Here is a 17020-nt window from a genome sequence, read left to right as displayed (position 1 = left end):
GACTGCCACTGGTGAGGGGTGGGTGTGGTCCGAACGCGCGTGGTCGCGGTGACTGCGGCGGGTAAGCGCGGCTCCGGTTACGTGGTGGGTCCACACCTGGTGTTGACCTCGGCACACGTGGTCGGCCACAAGGGTGCGACCGTGCGGGTGTTCCGTCCGGGCGGCAGCGACACGCATGAGGGCGTGGTGGTGTGGTGTGGGACGTCGGCCGGTCGTGACGACGCGGCGCTGGTCCGGATCGACTCCCGGTCGTGGTTGCCGCCGTCGGGCAAGGACGTGGTCTGGGGTCGGGTGGTCACGGAGCTGCCAGGGCTGAAGTGCGAGGTCAGGGGCGTGCCGGAGCGGGCGCAGCGTCCGGGTGAGCCGGTGGACACGGGGCAGTTGTCGGGCACGCTGAACCCGGATGACCTGCGCATCACCAACCGCCACGTCATGGCCGTCCAGGGCCACCGCCCTGATGAGGGCGGGTCACCGTGGGGTGGGCTGTCGGGCGGTGCGTTGTTCAGCGAAGGTCTGCTGATCGGTGTGGTGATGGCGGACGAGGCGGACAGCGGTCATACCCGGCTGGTCGCGGTGCCGTCGTACGTGCTGCACCACGATGAGGGTTTTCGGACCGTGCTGGCCGACCACGGTGGCGGGGCGGCAGGTCTGCGGCCGGTGGAGTTCGCCCGGCTGGCGGAGCCCCCACTGCCTTTGCCCGCTCTGCTGCCGTCGCCGGGCTGGTTGCTGCACCCGGCGTTGGAGGTGGTGCGGTTCCGCGGGCGGCGCGGTGAACTCGACCGGTTGGGCGCGTGGGCTGCGGTCGAGGGGTTCGGGGCGTGCCTGGTGCACGGTCCGGGTGGTCAGGGCAAGACCCGCCTGGCCCGGCAGTTCGGCCAGGAGCTGGGCGGTGGTTGGGCGGTGGTGTGGCTCGACCACCGCCGCGCCGAGGACGACTTGGCCGTGATCGCGGACGCGGCGGTGCCGACGCTGGTGGTCGTGGACTACGCCGAGACCCGGACCGGCCAGGTGGAGGCGCTGGTACGGGCAGCCGCCGACCACGACGGCGGTACACCGTTGAAAGTGCTGCTGCTGGCCCGTACCGCCGGTGAGTGGTGGGAGCGGTTGCGCGTGTCGTCGGGCACCGCCTCGCTGCTGCTGGACGGATCACCGGTGATCGCCCTGGCACCCCTGGAGTCCGAGGACGGAGGTCGAGTGGATGCCTACCGGGAAGCCGTGGAGGGCTTCTCCACAGCGCTGTTGCGAGTGCGGGGCCTGCCCGGTCAGGCATGGGAGCAGATCGCGTCGCGTGTGTCACGGGAAGCACTTCCCGGGACGGGCCAACTGGGGGCGTTGACGCTGCATATGACCGCGCTGGCCGACTTGTTGGATGTCGGAGCGCCACCGGATGAGCCCACGCCGGCGGGGGACGTGGAGGACCGTCTGCTGGATCATGAGCAGCGGTACTGGGACCAGGCTGCCGCGTTGCCGTCGGCACGTCTGGATCTGGCACGCTCGACGCTGCACGACGCGATGGCCGCTGCGGTCCTGGTCGGCGCAGACGATCGCGAACAGGCTGATGCGCTGCTGTGCAGGATCGCAGGCCTGGCCGATCAGCAACGGGACCGCCGTGATGCGGTGGTGCAGTGGATCGCCAGCCTGTATCCGGGAGCGGGCGGCATCCCGTTCGGCGCGCCGCAACCGGACCGGCTGGCCGAACGATTCGTGGGCAGACACCTGCAAGCGCGTGCAGAACTGGCCGACCGCCTCATACCTGGTACCTCACCCGAGCAAGCCGAACGCCTGCTGACCATTTACTCGCGAGCCGCGGGGCACACGGTGTTCGCCGGCCTCCTGAACGACGGTCTGAGCGCCTTGTGCGTCCGCCACATCCGGCATCTGGGTGGCGACGTGATCACCGTGGTCACCCAAGTCGAATACCCACAGCCGTTGTTGCAGGCGTTGTTTCAGATCAGCGAGGCACTCGACACCAGCTTCGACCTCCTTGCCGCCCTTTACGACCGCCTCCCGTTGTTCAGTCACCGGTTGGCCGATTGGGCGGCCCAACTCGGTGAGCGCTTACTCCACACTAGTCGCGAACAGGTGCAAACAGACCCTGACACCTTCCTGCCATACCTCGCTACAAGTCTGAACAACCAGGCGATTCGTCTGGGTGACCTCGGGCGGCGTGAGGAGGCGCTGGAAGCCATCACTGAAGCAGTCAAGGTCTACCGCGAACTGGTACGAGCGCGACCCGACACCTTCCTGCCCGACCTCGCTACGAGTCTGAGTAATCAGTCGGTTCGTCTGGGCGGCCTCGGGCGGTACAAGGAAGGACTGGGAGCCGTCACTGAAGCAGTGGCCATCCGCCGCGAATTGGCGCGAGCGCGACCCGACGCCTTCCTGTCCGACCTCGCCATGAGCCTGAACAACCAGTCGATCCAGCTGGGAGGCCTCGGGCGGCGTGAGGAGGCGCTGGGAGTCGCCACTGAAGCGGTCAAGGTCTACCGCGAATTGGCGCGAGCGCGACCCGACGCCTTCCTGCCCGACCTCGCTACGAGTCTGAGTAACCAGTCGATTCATTTGGGAGGCCTCGGGCGGCGTGAGGAGGCGCTGGGAGTTGCCACTGAAGCGGTCGAAGTCTACCGCGAACTGGCGCGAGCGCGACCCGACGCCTTCCTGCCCAACCTCGCCATGAGCCTGAACAACCAGTCCATCGATTTGGGAGGCCTCGGGCGGCGTGAGGAGGCGCTGGGAGTTGCCACTGAAGCGGTCGAAGTCTACCGCGAATTGGCGCGAGCGCGACCCGACGCCTTCCTGCCCGACCTCGCCATGAGCCTGAACAGCCAGTCGGTTCGTCTGGGCGGCCTCGGGCGGTACAAGGAAGGACTGGGAGCCGTCACTGAAGCAGTGGCCATCCGCCGCGAATTGGCGCGAGCGCGACCCGACGCCTTCCTGCCCGACCTCGCCATGAGCCTGAACAACCAGTCGATTCATTTGGGAGGCCTCGGGCGGCGTGAGGAGGCACTGGAAGCCATCACTGAAGCAGTCAAGGTCTACCGCGAACTGGCACGAGTGCGACCTGAGGCCTTTCTGCCCGATCTTGCCATGAGCCTGAACAACCAGTCGGGTCGTCTTGGTGAGATTGGGCGGCGTGAGGAGGCGCTGGGAGTCGCCACTGAAGCGGTCGAAGTCTACCGCGAACTGGCACGAGTGCGACCTGAGGCCTTTCTGCCCGATCTTGCCATGAGCCTGAACAACCAGTCGATTCATTTGGGAGGCCTCGGGCGGCGTGAGGAGGCGCTGGAAGCCATCACTGAAGCAGTGGCCATCCGTCGCGAATTGGTTCAAGTGCGACCGCAAGTACACCAAAAAGAACTGAGGGGATCACTGCGCGTACTCGCCTGGGTAAATGAAATAAGTGGCGAGACAGAAGGAAGGTCTGCACTATAGCAGTAGTGATACTCGACCTGGCGCAGCCCGATCACGCTGCCGCCAGGGGCAATCTGCCACCGAACGCAAGAGCTTGCCCCTAACGGCAGTGTGATCGTCCTTCGAAGGTCGTCGGGATGGCGCTCTGGCACCGAACGGCCCGGCGGCCGATGATGCTCCCCGCCATCCTGAAGACCTGCCCGTCCTGTGATCTTCCGCGCGCGAACCTGGACGAGCAGGTCCCAGGTGTACGCGGAGGTGAGGCCGATGGGGCTGTACGTGCTTCTCCAGCCGGAGGAAGACGCGGGCGCGGGCGTGGTCGAGCGCGCCCAGGGACACCCGTCCTTGGTGGTCTCGTCGGGCGATGCGCGGATGACGGTGCAGATCGCCGGGCGCGAGGGTGGCGCGGAGATGGCCATCCGGTTCGCGCGCCGGCTGGCGGAAGCCGCGGGAACGTTCGCCGATCGGTGCGAGGCGTTGACCAGGCTCGCGCTGTTGGACTTCGAGGCCTTGGCGGCCACGCTCGGCACGGCTCCCGAAGAGGTCGCCGAGGCGGCGGAACGGGAGAACGACAAGCCGTCGACGATCGACGCGGAGGCGTTCACCGAGTCCAGCACGACCGAGGAGCGCGCCCGGTGACCGCCGTGGGTGAGGAGGTCGAGGCGGCCGGTGAGGTCGGGCGGCGGATGACCGGGCGTCGACCGGCGCGGCGGGCGCTCCACCACGTGGTGTTGGGCGCGCACCTGCGGAAGTTGCGGGAGCGGCGGGGCGTCTCGACCGCCAGGATCGCGGCGCACTTCGACGTGTCGCAAGCGCTGCTGATCAAGGTCGAGAACGGGCGCCGCGCGGCGAGTCCGGCGAGCCTGGCCATGTACTGCGAAGTGCTGGGGCCTGCCGATGCCGGACCTCTTGGCGGACGTGGCGGAACTCCACCGGGAGGTGGTCGACCCGGATCGAGGATCGTCTGACGTGGGGCCGAACAACTCAACCTCGACAGCGGAAACACGCTGGCTGAGATCGTCCAGGGCGCTGTCGATGCGCTCGAACATCTGCCGGAGCCCATGCGGTGAGGGAACGCTCTCCTCCGCATGGGCTCCGGGTTTTTGACGATGATCGTCCCCTCGCCCTGCCGGGAGACGACCAGCCCTTCACCGCGCAGCACGTCGAGTGCCTTCTGCAACGTCATCACGGCGCGGCCGTACTGGGTTTGCAGCTCGGAGAGGGAGGGGAGCTTGTCCCCGATCCGGGGAGACCTCGTCCCTCTGGTGGGACCTCACCGAGGAACAGCGGGAGGTCGTGCGGCGGCTCGCTGCGGCCATGCCCGAACGGTGGGCGGCGTTCCTGCCGCATGACGACGACGGCACGGCCGGCGCGCTGGTGCCGGTGGGGTAGTTGCACGCCGGTTGCACGGTGACGTTCCCGGTCGACTACGACGAAGGCCCAGGTCGTCCGGCTGAACCGGCGCTGACCTGGGCCTTCGACTCGCTGAGCGGGTGACGGGAATCGAACCCGCCTCTACAGCTTGGGAAGCTGTCGTTCTACCAATGAACTACACCCGCCTGCGGTGCGTCACCGATCATACACAAGCACCCCGGCGGGGCGTACCGCGTCTCCCCACCTAGGCTGTCGCCGTGCTGTTGAGCGACCGCGACCTGCGCAAGGAAGTCGACTCCGGACGTCTGGTCCTGGAGCCGTTCGACGACGTCATGGTGCAGCCGTCCAGCATCGACGTCCGCCTGGACCGGTTCTTCCGGGTCTTCAACAACACCCGGTACACGCACATCGACCCCTCGGTCCAGCAGGACGACCTGACCTCGCTGGTCGAGCCCGTGCACGACGAGCCGTTCGTGCTGCACCCCGGTGAGTTCGTGCTCGGCTCCACGTTCGAGCTGGTCACCCTGCCGGACGACCTGGCGGGCCGGTTGGAGGGCAAGTCCTCCCTCGGTCGCCTCGGGCTGCTGACGCACTCGACGGCGGGCTTCATCGACCCCGGCTTCTCCGGCCACATCACGCTGGAGCTGTCGAACGTCGCCAACCTGCCGATCACGCTGTGGCCGGGCATGAAGATCGGGCAGCTCTGCCTGTTCCGGCTGAGCAGCGCGGCCGAGTTCCCGTACGGCTCGCAGCAGGCCGGGTCGCGCTACCAGGGCCAGCGCGGCCCCACGCCGTCGCGCGCCTACCTGAACTTCCACCGCTCCCCGACGGAGCGCTAGAGCTCCAGGTCGCCGTACCTGGCCAGCACGCGTGATGAGCGTGCTCTCCCCGCCGCCGTGCTTCGCGGACTGCTCGGGCAGGGGGTGAACGCCAGGCCCGAGCCCGCCCGCTCGCAGCGCTGTGACCGGGGTCTCGAAACGAACACCGCTCGCATCGCGACGACAAGGTGGAGCATTCGACCTCAGGGGGATTCCACGTGTCGAGCAGGACCAGAAGAGCGGCAGCCGCCTGCCTAGCCCTGGGCGCGGTCGTCCTGGGCGCCGTCCCGGCGAACGCGCAGGAGGGCACCGTCACCATCGAGGGCCGCGTGTGGTTCGACCGCGACGCGGACGGCTCGCCCGAGGCGGGCGAGCCGCCCCTCCTGTGGTCGAGCAGGACCGCGGTCCAGGTCTTCGACGAGGGCACCAAGCAGTGGCTCGGCGAGTCCACCACGGACGCCGACGGCCGCTACCGGATCAGCGGCCTGCCCGCCGGCACGGGGTTCGCGATCTACAACCGCGCCGCTTCCCACTACGAGACCACCACCCCCGACCAGTTGCACGACGTCGGGGGCGGCACCTACGACTTCGGCGTGCGCGGCGGCACGCTCACCGGCTCGGCGTTCGTCGACACCGACCGCGACGGGGTGAAGCAGCCCCACGAGAAGGCCGTGACCGGCGGCGACACCGTCCGGTTGTTCTACGGCGACGGGGCGATGGTGATCCTGCGCGCGCCGGAGTGGCGCGAGGACGGCACGTACGCGTACCACGACCTCGCCTTCGGCAGGCACATGCTGCTCGCGCAGGACCGGTGGCCCGACTTCAAGATCGCCCCGACCGCGAGTGGGCACGACGTGGACCCGACGACCCGGCAGAAGTGGTTCCACGTCGTCGAGGCCGACGCCCACCGCGCCGACGTCCGCTACACCCGGCTGGACGCGGACTTCGCCGTGGACGGGGTCCGCCTGGAGCCCGCGCGCGAAGCCCACCGGATCGGTGACGAGGTGACCCTGGTCGCGTCGGTCACCAACCGCGGCGAGGCGGCCGACGTGCCGGAGTTCACGGTGTTCGACGACGTCCCGGAGTTCGTCCGCGCGAGCGACAACCTGGAGGTCACGGACCCGATGGGCATCGAGTTCGGGTTGCGCGAGCCGCTGGGGGCGGGCGAGACCACCGAGGTCCGCCTGACCTACCGGCTCGACGACCCGGCGATCGGGCGGATCCACCTGTTCGTGCGGCCGGTGAGCAAGCTCGGGCGGGTCGACGTGAACGCCGACGACAACCACGCGATCGTGTCCCTGGCGTACCTGCCCGGAGAGACGGCGACCACGACCCCCACCACCACGCCGGGGCCCGGTGCGACGGGGTCGCCCGCGCCCGGCGCCACGACCACGCCGGGGGCCGCGGCGGTCGTGGCGGCGACCGGCGGCAGCGGGTTGGCGAGCACGGGCGCGGCGCCGCTCGGGATCGCCCTGACGGGCCTCCTGCTCCTCGGGGGCGGTGCGCTGGTCCTCCTGGCGGCACGCCGCCGCCGTCGCGCCTGACCCGTTCGGACGACCGCCACCGCTAGCCTGCGGCAGCATGGGCATTCTCGTGCACGTACTGCTGACGGCGGTGGCGGTCTGGGTCGCCACGGTCATCCCGGGCATCGACCTGGACGCGGGGGCCTCGACCCCCGCGAAGGTCGGCACGCTGATCGGCGTCGCGCTGCTGTTCGGCTTGGTCAACGCGGTGGTCAAGCCGCTGGTGAAGTTCTTCGGCTGCCTGTTCTACCTGGTGACGCTGGGCCTGATCGGCCTCGTCGTGAACGCCCTGCTGTTCTGGCTCACCGGCTGGCTGGCGGGCGAGCTGGGCCTGCCGTTCGAGGTGGGCGGCTTCTGGCCCGCGTTCTTCGGCGCGATCATCGTGGCCCTCGCGAGCTGGGTGCTGAACCTCGTCTACGACCGCGTCGCCGACCGCGGCTGAGCGGGAACGCCGAACGCCCCCTCCCGCGTCGGGAGGGGGCGTTCGGCGTTCGCGGGACTAGTTGGTCGAGGCCTTGTCCTCGTCCGGCAGCGGGGTGCCGGACGGGGCCTCGTCCGTCGGCACGTCCTGCGCCTCGCGGTCCAGGCCGCGGCGCACGGACGTCAGCAGCAGCTGGGCCACGTCCACGACCTCGACGTGCGGCCCGGCGACGCCCTCGTTCTGGCGGGCCGTCACGCCGTCGGTGAGCATCACGCGGCAGAACGGGCAGCCGGTCGCGATCTTCGACGGCGCGGTGCCGAGCGCCTCGTCCACGCGGTCGACGTTGATCCGCTTGCCGACGCGCTCCTCCATCCACATGCGGGCGCCACCGGCGCCGCAGCACATGGACCGGTCGCCGTGCCGCGGCATCTCGCGCAGCGTGGCGCCGGACGCGCCGACCAGCTCGCGCGGCGCCTCGTAGACCTTGTTGTGGCGGCCCAGGTAGCACGGGTCGTGGTAGGTGACGTCCTCGGCGACCTCGGCCACCGGCACGAGCCGCCGCTCGCGGACCAGGCGGTTGAGCAGCTGCGTGTGGTGCACGACCTCGTACTGGCCGCCGACCTGCGGGTACTCGTTGGCGAGCGTGTTGAAGCAGTGCGCGCACGTCACGACGATCTTGCGCCGGCCGGGCTCGCGGCCGTCGAACACGGTGTTGAGCACCTCGACGTTCTGCTGCGCCAGCATCTGGAACAGGAACTCGTTGCCCGCGCGCCGCGCCGGGTCACCGGAACAGGACTCCTCCGGGCCGAGCACGGTGTACTTGACGCCCGCGGTGTGCAGCAGCTCGGCCACGGCCCGCGTGGTCTTCTTCGCCCGGTCCTCGAACGCGCCCGCGCAGCCGACCCAGAACAGGTACTCGGTGTCGCCCAGCTCGCCGTCGAACACCGGCACGTCGAAGTCCAGGCCCTCGGTCCACGCGAGGCGGTCCTTGGAGTTCTGGCCCCACGGGTTGCCCTTGTTCTCCAGGTTCTTGAACATGCCGCCCAGCTCGGACGGGAAGTTCGACTCGATCAGCACCTGGTAGCGGCGCATGTCGACGATGTGGTCGACGTGCTCGATGTCCACGGGGCACTGCTCGACGCACGCGCCGCACGTGGTGCAGGACCACAGCACCTCGGGGTCGATGACGCCCATCTCGTCCACGCCGCCGATCAGCGGGCGCTCGGACTCGGCCATCGCCAGGACGTCGATCGACTCCAGGCGCTTCTTGTAGTCCTCGTACTTGTCCTCGACCAGGCCGACCTCGTCGCCCGCCATGTCGCGGCTGCCGCCGGCCATCAGGTAGGGGGCCTTGGCGAACGCGTGGTCGCGCAGCTGGGTGATGACGAGCTTCGGGGACAGCGGCTTGCCGGTGTTCCACGCGGGGCACTGGGACTGGCAGCGGCCGCACTCGGTGCAGGTGCTGAAGTCCAGCCAGCCCTTCCAGGAGAAGTCCTCGACCTTGCCGACGCCGAACACGTCCGTGTCGGGGTCGGCCTCCTCCAGGTCGAGGACCTTGCCGCCGCTCATCATCGGCTTGAGGGCGCCCAGGGCGACGCCGCCGTCGTCCTCGCGCTTGAAGTAGATGTTGAAGAACGCGCTGAACCGGTGCCAGGCGACGCCCATGGTGAGGTTCTTGGCCACCACGACCAGCCACACCATCGCCGAGAGCAGCTTGATGATCGCCATGACCGAGACCCAGTCCGGGTTCGACGGCAGGATCGTCGACAGCGGCGCGGTGACGAAGGACGACCACAGCGGCGGGTCCTCCAGGCCGGCGGCCTGCTTGAACGCCTTCACGCCGAGGATGCCGAGGCCCTCGATGATCACGACCGCCTCGACGAAGTAGGCGGACTTGAAGCTGGAGCCCGCGAAGCGGGACAGCCGGTCGGCGCGGCGCGGGTGGTTGAGCTGCCGGATGACCGCCAGCGCGACGCCGCCGACGACGGTGCCGAGGCCGAGCAGTTCGATCAGCAGGGCCCACGCGGACCAGGTGCCGATGACGGGCCAGTGGAAGCCGGGGTAGAAGACCTCGCCGTACGCCTCGAACAGCACGACGGACCCGATGAGGAAGCCCCACATCACCATCCAGTGCCAGGGGGCGACCTTGCGGAACTTCGCCATGCGGGTGTGCGCGGCGAACTCGACGACGAGCGTCTTGAAGCGCGGCCAGAACGGGCCGTTGCGCGTCGAGTCCGGCTGGCCGAGGCGGATGATCCTGATCATCCGCATCACACCGGCGACGAACAGACCCCAGGCGTACACGCTGACGGCGACGCCGATGGCGCCGAGGGTGAGCTGGAGGGCTCCCATTGGGTGGCGGCCTTTCTCGTCCGTTCTCCTGGCTGGGCAGCCTACGCCCGATTACTGACCGGTAACCACTTGGACGTGTGGCATCACATACGCGGTTACACTTCTGGGACACTTGTTCAACTTGTTCGGGGAGTGGCTCCGTTGCTGGTCTACGCGGCTCTCGCGGTGGCGATCGTCGGCGAGGTGGTCGCCACGGTGTTCCTGAAGCTGTCCGAGGGGTTCTCCAAGCCGATTCCCTCGATCGTGGTGGTCGTGGGGTACCTGGTGGCGTTCGGCGCCCTCGGCAAGGCCCTCCAGCTGGGCATGCCGATCGCCGTGGCGTACGCGACCTGGTGCGCGTTCGGCATCGCCGCGGTGGCCGCGGTCGGCGCCGTGCTGTTCGGGGAGCCGCTGAACGCGACCGTCGTGGCGGGCCTGCTGCTGGTCATCGCCGGCGTCGTCACCATCGAGCTGGGCAGCGCCGGTCGTGGTTGACGGCCGGCGGGCGCGCGGCGAGCGGCGGCGGCGGGCCCTGCTCGAAGCCGCGCTGCGGGTCGTGGAGCGGGACGGCGTGGCGGGCGTGGGCCACCGCTCCGTGGCGCGCGAGGCGGGCGTGCCCGCGACGTCGGCCACCTACTACTACGCGACCCTCGACGACCTGCTGATCGCGACGCTCACGTGGTCGGCCGAGGAGATGGCTTCGAGTTTCCGCAGCCTGCCGCCGACTCCGGCGGCGTTCGCCCGGTTCCTGGCCGACGCCGTGGGCCCGCACCGCGGCCGGACGATGGCCGAGTACGAGCTGTACCTGCTCGCCGCGCGGCGACCGGAGCTGCGCCCCGCCGCGCGCCGGTGGCTCGACCTGGTCGCCGAGGCGGTCGGGCCGGGGGAACCGGTGGCGCTGCGGGCGCTGCTCGCCGGTCTCGACGGGCTGCTGATCCAGGGCCTGATCGCGGAGGTCCCCCCGGTGGCGCGGGAGTTCGAGCCGGTCGTGTCCCTTCTGATGCCCGGTCGGCGACCTCCTCGCGCCACACTGGGCCCATGAGGTTCGCCGGTCGTGAGTCGTGGCAGGTCTCCCACGGGACCAACCGGGCGGTCAACACCGCGCTGTTCCTGCGCGACACCCTGGCGCTCTCCGTCGACACCGTGCCCGAGCTGCCCGGCCTCGACCCGTCCGTGCCCGTCGTCGTCCCGTCGGGGGTCGACCGCGCCGCGGCGGCCGAGGAGTGGCTGGGCTGGTGGGCGGACGTCCTCGACCACGCGCGCGCCGAACTGCCCGCCGAGTCGCCCGCCGACCCGGCGGGCCGGTCCCTGACGGTCCGCCCCGCGTTGCGCGCCGCCGTGCTCGCCCTGGGCCCCGCCGTGCTCGACCACGGCGACCGGCACGCCACCACGCGCGGCGCGCTGCCCGTCGGCGAGGTGGTCCGCGGCGTGGAGAACCGGCTCGGCCGCCACGTCCGCCCGTTCCGGCTGGTGATCACCGAGGTGCCCGTGCAGGGCGTGGTGTGGGAGCGGACGACCGACGCGCACGTCATCGCCTCGCAGCGCTTCCTCAGCGACCCGGCGCGCAGCGCGCCCGCGCTGCGCGCCGTCGTGGAGGACCTGGCCTGAGCCCGGAGCGCGGCCCGGCCCCGAGGCGGGGTAGGGACAACCCCCGGACGACCTCGGGGGTCTTCCCGGTGTGGCGGCCCGCCGCGCCGCCCTAGCGTGGTGGCAACAACAGGTGATGTCCGAGGGGGAGTCGTGGTCAAGGGGATCGCGTGGGTCGCCGTCGCGGCGGTGGCGGCGGCCGTGCCGCTCACGTCCTGCGTGCGGCTCGTGCAGGAGAGCTTCGACGATCGGCACGTGGTGACCGGGGGGATCACCGAGGTCGCCTTCGACAACGGCTCCGGCAACGTCGTCGTGCGCAGCCGCCCGGGCGCGTCGGAGACCGAGGTCCGGCGGCACGTGCGGTACCCGCGCACGACCGACAAGCCGAGCGGCGCGACGCACCGCGCGGAGGGCTCGAAGCTGGTCCTCGGCGGGTGCGGCGACCAGTGCAGCGTCGACTACGAGGTCCTCGTGCCGTCGGCGGACGTCCGGGTCTCCGGTGTCGCCGGCTCCGGCGACGTGCGGCTGGAGGGGGTCGCCGCCGTCGAGGTCCGGGTCGACTCCGGCAACGCCGTCGTGCGGGACGTCAGCGGCGCCGTGCGGGTGGACAACGGCTCCGGTGACGTCGAGGCGGCCTCGATCGGCGGCGACTTCGCCGGGTCGGTCGACTCCGGCAACGCCCGGCTGTCGGGCATCCGCGGCGCGGTGGCCGTCGAGAACGGCTCCGGCGACATCGACGTGGAGATGGCGGCCGTGGCTTCGGTGCGCGCCGACGCGGACAGCGGCAACGTCACCGTCCGCGTGCCGCGCGGCGCCTACCGGGTGGACGTGCAGGTGGACAGCGGCACGCGCGCCGTCGACGTGGAGGACGACCCGGGCGCATCGGCCGAACTGGTGCTGCGCAGCGGCAGCGGCGACGTCACGGTGCGCGCCGCGTAGCGGTCCCCGGCCTCCCGGCCCCGATCGGCTCCGGCCGGTCGGGGCCGTTCGCCGTGGTCCGCCGGTGTGGCGGGTGGTGCGGATCACGTCCCGGCGGGAACACCGGGATCGCCCCGGTCGTTGGACTGGCAGGAAGGTTGAGCCGACTGGACTCAAGTCCGGGAGACCTGGCAAACTTGAGCCGGGACCGCTCAATGCGGGGCTCACACAGACGCACTACCAGGAGGAATCCAAATGGCGCGAGCGGTCGGCATCGACCTGGGGACGACCAACTCCGTCGTCGCGGTTCTCGAGGGTGGCGAGCCGACGGTGATCGCCAACTCCGAGGGCTCGCGGACGACCCCGTCCATCGTGGCCTTCGCCAAGAACGGCGAGGTGCTCACCGGTCAGCCCGCCAAGAACCAGGCGGTGACCAACGTCGACCGGACGATCCGGTCCGTGAAGCGGCACATCGGCACGGACTGGAAGACCTCCGACATCGACGGCAAGCAGTACACGCCGCAGGAGATCAGCGCGCGCGTGCTGATGAAGCTCAAGCGCGACGCCGAGGCGTACCTGGGCGAGGAGATCACCGACGCGGTGATCACCGTCCCCGCCTACTTCGAGGACTCGCAGCGCCAGGCCACCAAGGAGGCCGGCCAGATCGCGGGCCTCAACGTGCTCCGCATCGTCAACGAGCCCACCTCCGCCGCCCTGGCCTACGGCCTCGACAAGGGCGAGAAGGAGCAGACCATCCTGGTCTTCGACCTCGGTGGCGGCACGTTCGACGTCTCGCTGCTGGAGCTCGGCGACGGCGTCGTCGAGGTCCGCGCGACCTCCGGTGACAACCACCTCGGCGGCGACGACTGGGACCAGCGCATCGTGGACTGGCTGGTCGACCGGTTCAAGCAGAGCAACGGCATCGACCTGACCAAGGACAAGATGGCGCTGCAGCGCATCCGCGAGGCGGCGGAGAAGGCGAAGATCGAGCTGTCCAGCTCGAACAACGCCTCCATCAACCTGCCCTACATCACGGTCGACTCGGACAAGAACCCGCTGTTCATGGACGAGACGCTGTCCCGCGCCGAGTTCCAGCGGATCACCAACGACCTGCTGGAGCGCACCCGCGCCCCGTTCAACAACGTGATCAAGGACGCCGGCATCAGCGTCGGCGACATCGACCACGTCGTGCTCGTCGGCGGCTCGACCCGCATGCCCGCCGTGGCCGAGCTGGTCAAGGAGCTGACCGGTGGCCGCGAGCCCAACAAGGGCGTCAACCCGGACGAGGTCGTCGCCGTCGGCGCGGCCCTCCAGGCCGGCGTGCTGAAGGGCGAGGTCAAGGACGTCCTGCTGCTCGACGTCACCCCGCTGTCCCTGGGCATCGAGACCAAGGGCGGCGTGATGACCAAGCTCATCGAGCGCAACACGACCATCCCCACCAAGCGCTCCGAGATCTTCACCACGGCCGACGACAACCAGCCGTCCGTGCAGATCCAGGTCTTCCAGGGCGAGCGCGACTTCGCGGCCGACAACAAGAAGCTCGGCATGTTCGAGCTGACCGGCCTGCCGCCCGCGCCCCGCGGCGTCCCGCAGATCGAGGTCACCTTCGACATCGACGCGAACGGCATCGTGCACGTGTCCGCCAAGGACATGGGCACGGGCAAGGAGCAGCGGATGACGATCACCGGCGGCTCCGCGCTGCCGAAGGACGACATCGAGCAGATGATCAAGGACGCCGAGGCGCACGCCGAGGAGGACAAGCGCCGCCGCGAGGAGGCCGAGGTCCGCAACCAGGCCGAGACGCTGGTCTACCAGACGGAGAAGGTCCTCAAGGAGAACGAGGACAAGATCCCGGCCGAGGTCAAGGACAAGGTGAGCGCCGCCATCGCGGAGACCACCGAGGCCCTGAAGGGCGAGGACATCGCCAAGGTCCGCACCGCCGTGGAGAAGCTCGCCACCGAGTCGCAGGCCATCGGCCAGTCCCTGTACGCCAACAGCGCGCCCACCGGTGACGCCGCCGGTGCCGCGGGCGCCGCGGGTGGCCAGTCCGCCGGCGACGCCCCCAAGGCCGACGACGTGGTCGACGCGGAGATCGTGGACGAGGACGAGAAGAAGTGACCCAGTCCGAAGAGCAGCCCCGAGTGGTGGTGAACGACCGGCGGCGCATCGACCCCGACACGGGCGAGGTGCGCCCCCCGGCCGCCGACGAGGCCGAGGCGTCCACCGGGAGCGGCAGGCACGCCGCCCCCGAGGACGCCCCGGCGTCCGGGACCCTGGACGTCGAGGAGGTCCCGGCGGCCGACGTCACCGAGGTCCCCGAGGCCCCGGAGACCTCGACGGCCCCGGCCGGCGAGGCCGTCGCCGACGACCCGGCCGTCGCGCTGAAGGCCCAGCTCGACGAGCGGACCGCCGACCTCCAGCGGCTCACCGCCGAGTACGCCAACTACCGCAAGCGCATCGAGCGCGACCGCGAACTGGTCGTCGCCAACGCCAAGGCGCAGGTGGCCGGTGAACTGCTCGCCGTGCTCGACGACATCGAGCGGGCCGGCGCGCACGGCGACCTGACCGGCGCCTTCAAGGCGGTGGCCGACAAGCTCGTCAGCGCCCTGCACGGCACCGGCCTGGAGCCGTTCGGGCACGAGGGCGAGGAGTTCGACCCGGCCGTGCACGAGGCCGTGCAGCACAGCACGTCCCCCGACGTGGGCGGACCCACCGTGACCGCCGTGCTCCGGCGCGGCTACCGCTTCGGCGAGCGCGTGCTGCGGCCCGCGATGGTCGCGGTGACCGACCACGAGCCCGCGGCCGAACCGGCCGCGGACGACCAGCAGCAGGACTGAGGAAAGGGGGCGGCGTCCGATGAGCGCTAGGGACTGGATTGAGAAGGACTTCTACCGCGAACTGGGCGTCTCCTCCGACGCCTCGGCCGACGAGATCAAGAAGGCGTACCGGAAGTTGGCGCGGGAACTCCACCCCGACGCCAACCCCGGTGACGCCAAGGCCGAGGCGCGCTTCAAGGCCGTCTCCGAGGCGTACGGCGTGCTGTCCGACGCCGCGAAGCGCAAGCAGTACGACGAAGCCCGCCGCCTCTTCGCCGGGGGCGGCGGGTTCCCCGGCGGCTTCGGCACCGGCGGCGGCGGGTTCGACGTCGGCGACCTGTTCAACCGCCAGCAGCAGGCCGGCGGCATGGGCGGCGGCCTCGGCGACCTCCTCGGCGGGCTGTTCAACCGCCGCAGCGGCACCGCGTCCGCCACCCGCCCCCGGCGCGGCGAGGACGTCGAGACCGACGTGCGCATCGACTTCACCGAAGCCGTGCGCGGCGCCACCGTCCCCATGCGCCTCGCCAGCCCCGCCACCTGCGGCACCTGCGCCGGTTCCGGCGCGCGCCCCGGCACGTCCCCCCGCACCTGCACCAACTGCGGCGGCGCCGGCCTCGTCACCCGCAGCCAGGGCGCGTTCGCGTTCAGCGAGCCGTGCACCGACTGCCGCGGCACCGGTCGGCTCATCGACGACCCGTGCCCCGAGTGCGGCGGCGACGGCGTCAGCACCAAGACCCGCACCCTGACCATCCGCATCCCGGCAGGCGTCGACGACGGCCAGCGCATCCGGCTCGCCGGCCAGGGCGAACCCGGTCGGAACAACGGTCCGGCGGGCGACTTGTTCGTGCGCGTCCACGTGACGCCGCACCCCGTGTTCGGCCGCACCGGCAACGACCTGACCCTCACCGTGCCCGTCACGTTCCCGGAACTGGCGCTCGGCACCACGTTGACGGTGCCCACGCTGGACGGCAAGGTGACGTTGAAGGTGCCCGCCGGCACCGCCAGCGGACGCGTGCTGCGGGCCAAGGGCAAGGGCATCGCCCGGCGCGACGGCCAGGTCGGCGACCTGCTCATCACGCTCCAGGTGGCCGTGCCCAACAACATGGACGGCACCGCCCGCGAAGCACTGGAGAACTACGCCTCGGCCACCGCCCAGCACGACCCCCGTGCCGAGCTCAACGCCCTGTTGGAGAAGAGGTCGGTGTGAGCTTCCCGTTCCCGCCCGGCACCGACGAGGACACCCCGTTCTTCGTCATCTCCGTGGCCGCCCAGCTGTCGGGCCTGCACGCCCAGACCCTGCGCGCGTACGACCGGATGGGCCTGGTGTCCCCCGGTCGCACGTCCGGGGGCGGGCGGCGGTACTCGATGCGCGACATCGTGCTGCTGCGCGAGGTGCAGAGGTTGTCGCAGGAGGAAGGCGTCAACCTGGCGGGCGTCAAGCGGATCATCGAGCTGGAGAACGAGGTCGGCGCGCTGCGGGCGAAGGTCCAGGAGCTGACCGAGGAACTGTCCCAGGCGCTGGCGGCGGCGGAGCACGCGGCGGCGTCGGTGCACGCCTCCTACCGGCGCGACCTCGTGCCGGTCCGGCACGAGACGGCCCTGGTGGTCTGGAAGCCGAACCGGAAGCGCTGATCAGGCCCCGGGCTGCGACACGATCGGGTGATCATCTCCCCGGACATGTACGTGAACGGGGGTCTCGCGACTCGGTTGCACATGAGGAACCCCGCGACGGACCACCCGGCCGCCCCACCGCGCACCGCTCGACCGCGGATCGCCCGCCGTCGACCGCTCCGCCGTCGACCGCCTGACCGCCTGCCGCCT

General features: G+C 70.6%; 15 protein-coding genes and 1 tRNA gene. 14 read left to right on the top strand and 2 right to left on the bottom strand.

The genetic code is table 11. From position 1 onward, the window contains the following. Window positions 1-24: 24 nt before the first annotated feature. From CKY47_RS02815 to CKY47_RS02805, 3 genes are all read left to right on the top strand, one after another. Window positions 25-3432, top strand: coding sequence for a tetratricopeptide repeat protein (locus CKY47_RS02815; RefSeq protein WP_306744000.1), 3408 nt, complete (start codon window positions 25-27; stop codon window positions 3430-3432). Between the two features lie 246 nt (window positions 3433-3678). Next, window positions 3679-4050, top strand: a complete 372-nt coding sequence (locus CKY47_RS02810) for a hypothetical protein (protein ID WP_306743999.1) — start codon at window positions 3679-3681, stop codon at window positions 4048-4050. Then, window positions 4047-4379 carry a helix-turn-helix domain-containing protein gene (locus tag CKY47_RS02805; protein ID WP_306743998.1) on the top strand — a complete coding sequence of 111 codons (333 nt, stop codon included), beginning with the start codon at window positions 4047-4049 and terminating at the stop codon, window positions 4377-4379. Before CKY47_RS02810 ends, CKY47_RS02805 begins: the two co-directional genes overlap by 4 nt. 520 nt (window positions 4380-4899) lie before the next feature. Here the strand turns inward: CKY47_RS02805 and CKY47_RS02800 are convergent. Next, window positions 4900-4970: transfer RNA gene (locus CKY47_RS02800), tRNA-Gly, on the bottom strand. A 72-nt stretch (window positions 4971-5042) separates the two neighbouring features. Between CKY47_RS02800 and dcd the strand changes: the two genes are divergently transcribed. The 3 genes from dcd (at window position 5043) to CKY47_RS02785 (ending at window position 7568) form a co-directional block, all read left to right on the top strand. Continuing rightward, the gene (gene dcd, locus CKY47_RS02795) at window positions 5043-5624 is read left to right on the top strand and encodes a dCTP deaminase (protein WP_306743997.1); all 582 of its coding nucleotides are present in this window, start codon (window positions 5043-5045) and stop codon (window positions 5622-5624) included. A gap of 197 nt (window positions 5625-5821) precedes the next feature. Next, window positions 5822-7147, top strand: coding sequence for a hypothetical protein (locus CKY47_RS02790; protein ID WP_306743996.1), 1326 nt, complete (start codon window positions 5822-5824; stop codon window positions 7145-7147). A gap of 37 nt (window positions 7148-7184) precedes the next feature. Further along, the gene (locus CKY47_RS02785; RefSeq protein WP_306743995.1) at window positions 7185-7568 is read left to right on the top strand and encodes a phage holin family protein; all 384 of its coding nucleotides are present in this window, start codon (window positions 7185-7187) and stop codon (window positions 7566-7568) included. A 57-nt stretch (window positions 7569-7625) separates the two neighbouring features. On the opposite strand, the gene CKY47_RS02780 is transcribed toward CKY47_RS02785, so the two are convergent. Continuing rightward, window positions 7626-9899 carry a (Fe-S)-binding protein gene (locus CKY47_RS02780; protein ID WP_306743994.1) on the bottom strand — a complete coding sequence of 758 codons (2274 nt, stop codon included), beginning with the start codon at window positions 9897-9899 and terminating at the stop codon, window positions 7626-7628. 141 nt (window positions 9900-10040) lie between these two features. On the opposite strand from CKY47_RS02780, the gene CKY47_RS02775 reads away from it, so the two are divergent. From CKY47_RS02775 to CKY47_RS02740, 8 genes are all read left to right on the top strand, one after another. Continuing rightward, window positions 10041-10373 (top strand): DMT family transporter, encoded by a 333-nt coding sequence (locus CKY47_RS02775; RefSeq protein WP_306744530.1) that lies wholly within the window; start codon window positions 10041-10043, stop codon window positions 10371-10373. Further along, window positions 10366-10920, top strand: a complete 555-nt coding sequence (locus tag CKY47_RS02770) for a TetR/AcrR family transcriptional regulator (RefSeq protein ID WP_306743993.1) — start codon at window positions 10366-10368, stop codon at window positions 10918-10920. Before CKY47_RS02775 ends, CKY47_RS02770 begins: the two co-directional genes overlap by 8 nt. Continuing rightward, complete coding sequence (locus CKY47_RS02765) at window positions 10917-11486, top strand: hypothetical protein (protein WP_306743992.1); 570 nt, start codon at window positions 10917-10919, stop codon at window positions 11484-11486. The genes CKY47_RS02770 and CKY47_RS02765 overlap by 4 nt, the downstream gene beginning before the upstream one ends. Window positions 11487-11618: 132 nt before the next feature. Next, window positions 11619-12404: a DUF4097 family beta strand repeat-containing protein gene (locus CKY47_RS02760; RefSeq protein WP_306743991.1), complete on the top strand. Its 786-nt coding sequence runs from the start codon at window positions 11619-11621 to the stop codon at window positions 12402-12404. 234 nt (window positions 12405-12638) lie between these two features. After that, window positions 12639-14501, top strand: a complete 1863-nt coding sequence (gene dnaK, locus CKY47_RS02755; protein WP_306743990.1) for a molecular chaperone DnaK — start codon at window positions 12639-12641, stop codon at window positions 14499-14501. After that, on the top strand, window positions 14498-15220 hold the full coding sequence (gene grpE / locus CKY47_RS02750; protein WP_306743989.1) for a nucleotide exchange factor GrpE: 723 nt from the start codon (window positions 14498-14500) through the stop codon (window positions 15218-15220). The genes dnaK and grpE overlap by 4 nt, the downstream gene beginning before the upstream one ends. A 19-nt stretch (window positions 15221-15239) precedes the next feature. Beyond that, entirely contained in the window at window positions 15240-16406 is a 1167-nt protein-coding gene (gene dnaJ / locus CKY47_RS02745; protein ID WP_306743988.1) for a molecular chaperone DnaJ, read from the top strand. Beyond that, on the top strand, window positions 16403-16831 hold the full coding sequence (locus CKY47_RS02740) for a heat shock protein transcriptional repressor HspR (protein ID WP_306743987.1): 429 nt from the start codon (window positions 16403-16405) through the stop codon (window positions 16829-16831). The genes dnaJ and CKY47_RS02740 overlap by 4 nt, the downstream gene beginning before the upstream one ends. Window positions 16832-17020: the final 189 nt, after the last annotated feature.

It is taken from the genome of Saccharothrix longispora (assembly GCF_030852425.1).
GTDB lineage: Bacteria > Actinomycetota > Actinomycetes > Mycobacteriales > Pseudonocardiaceae > Actinosynnema > Actinosynnema longispora.
The sequence above is the reverse complement of the archived record's forward strand: the minus strand, read 5'-3'. Positions and strand labels throughout refer to the sequence as shown.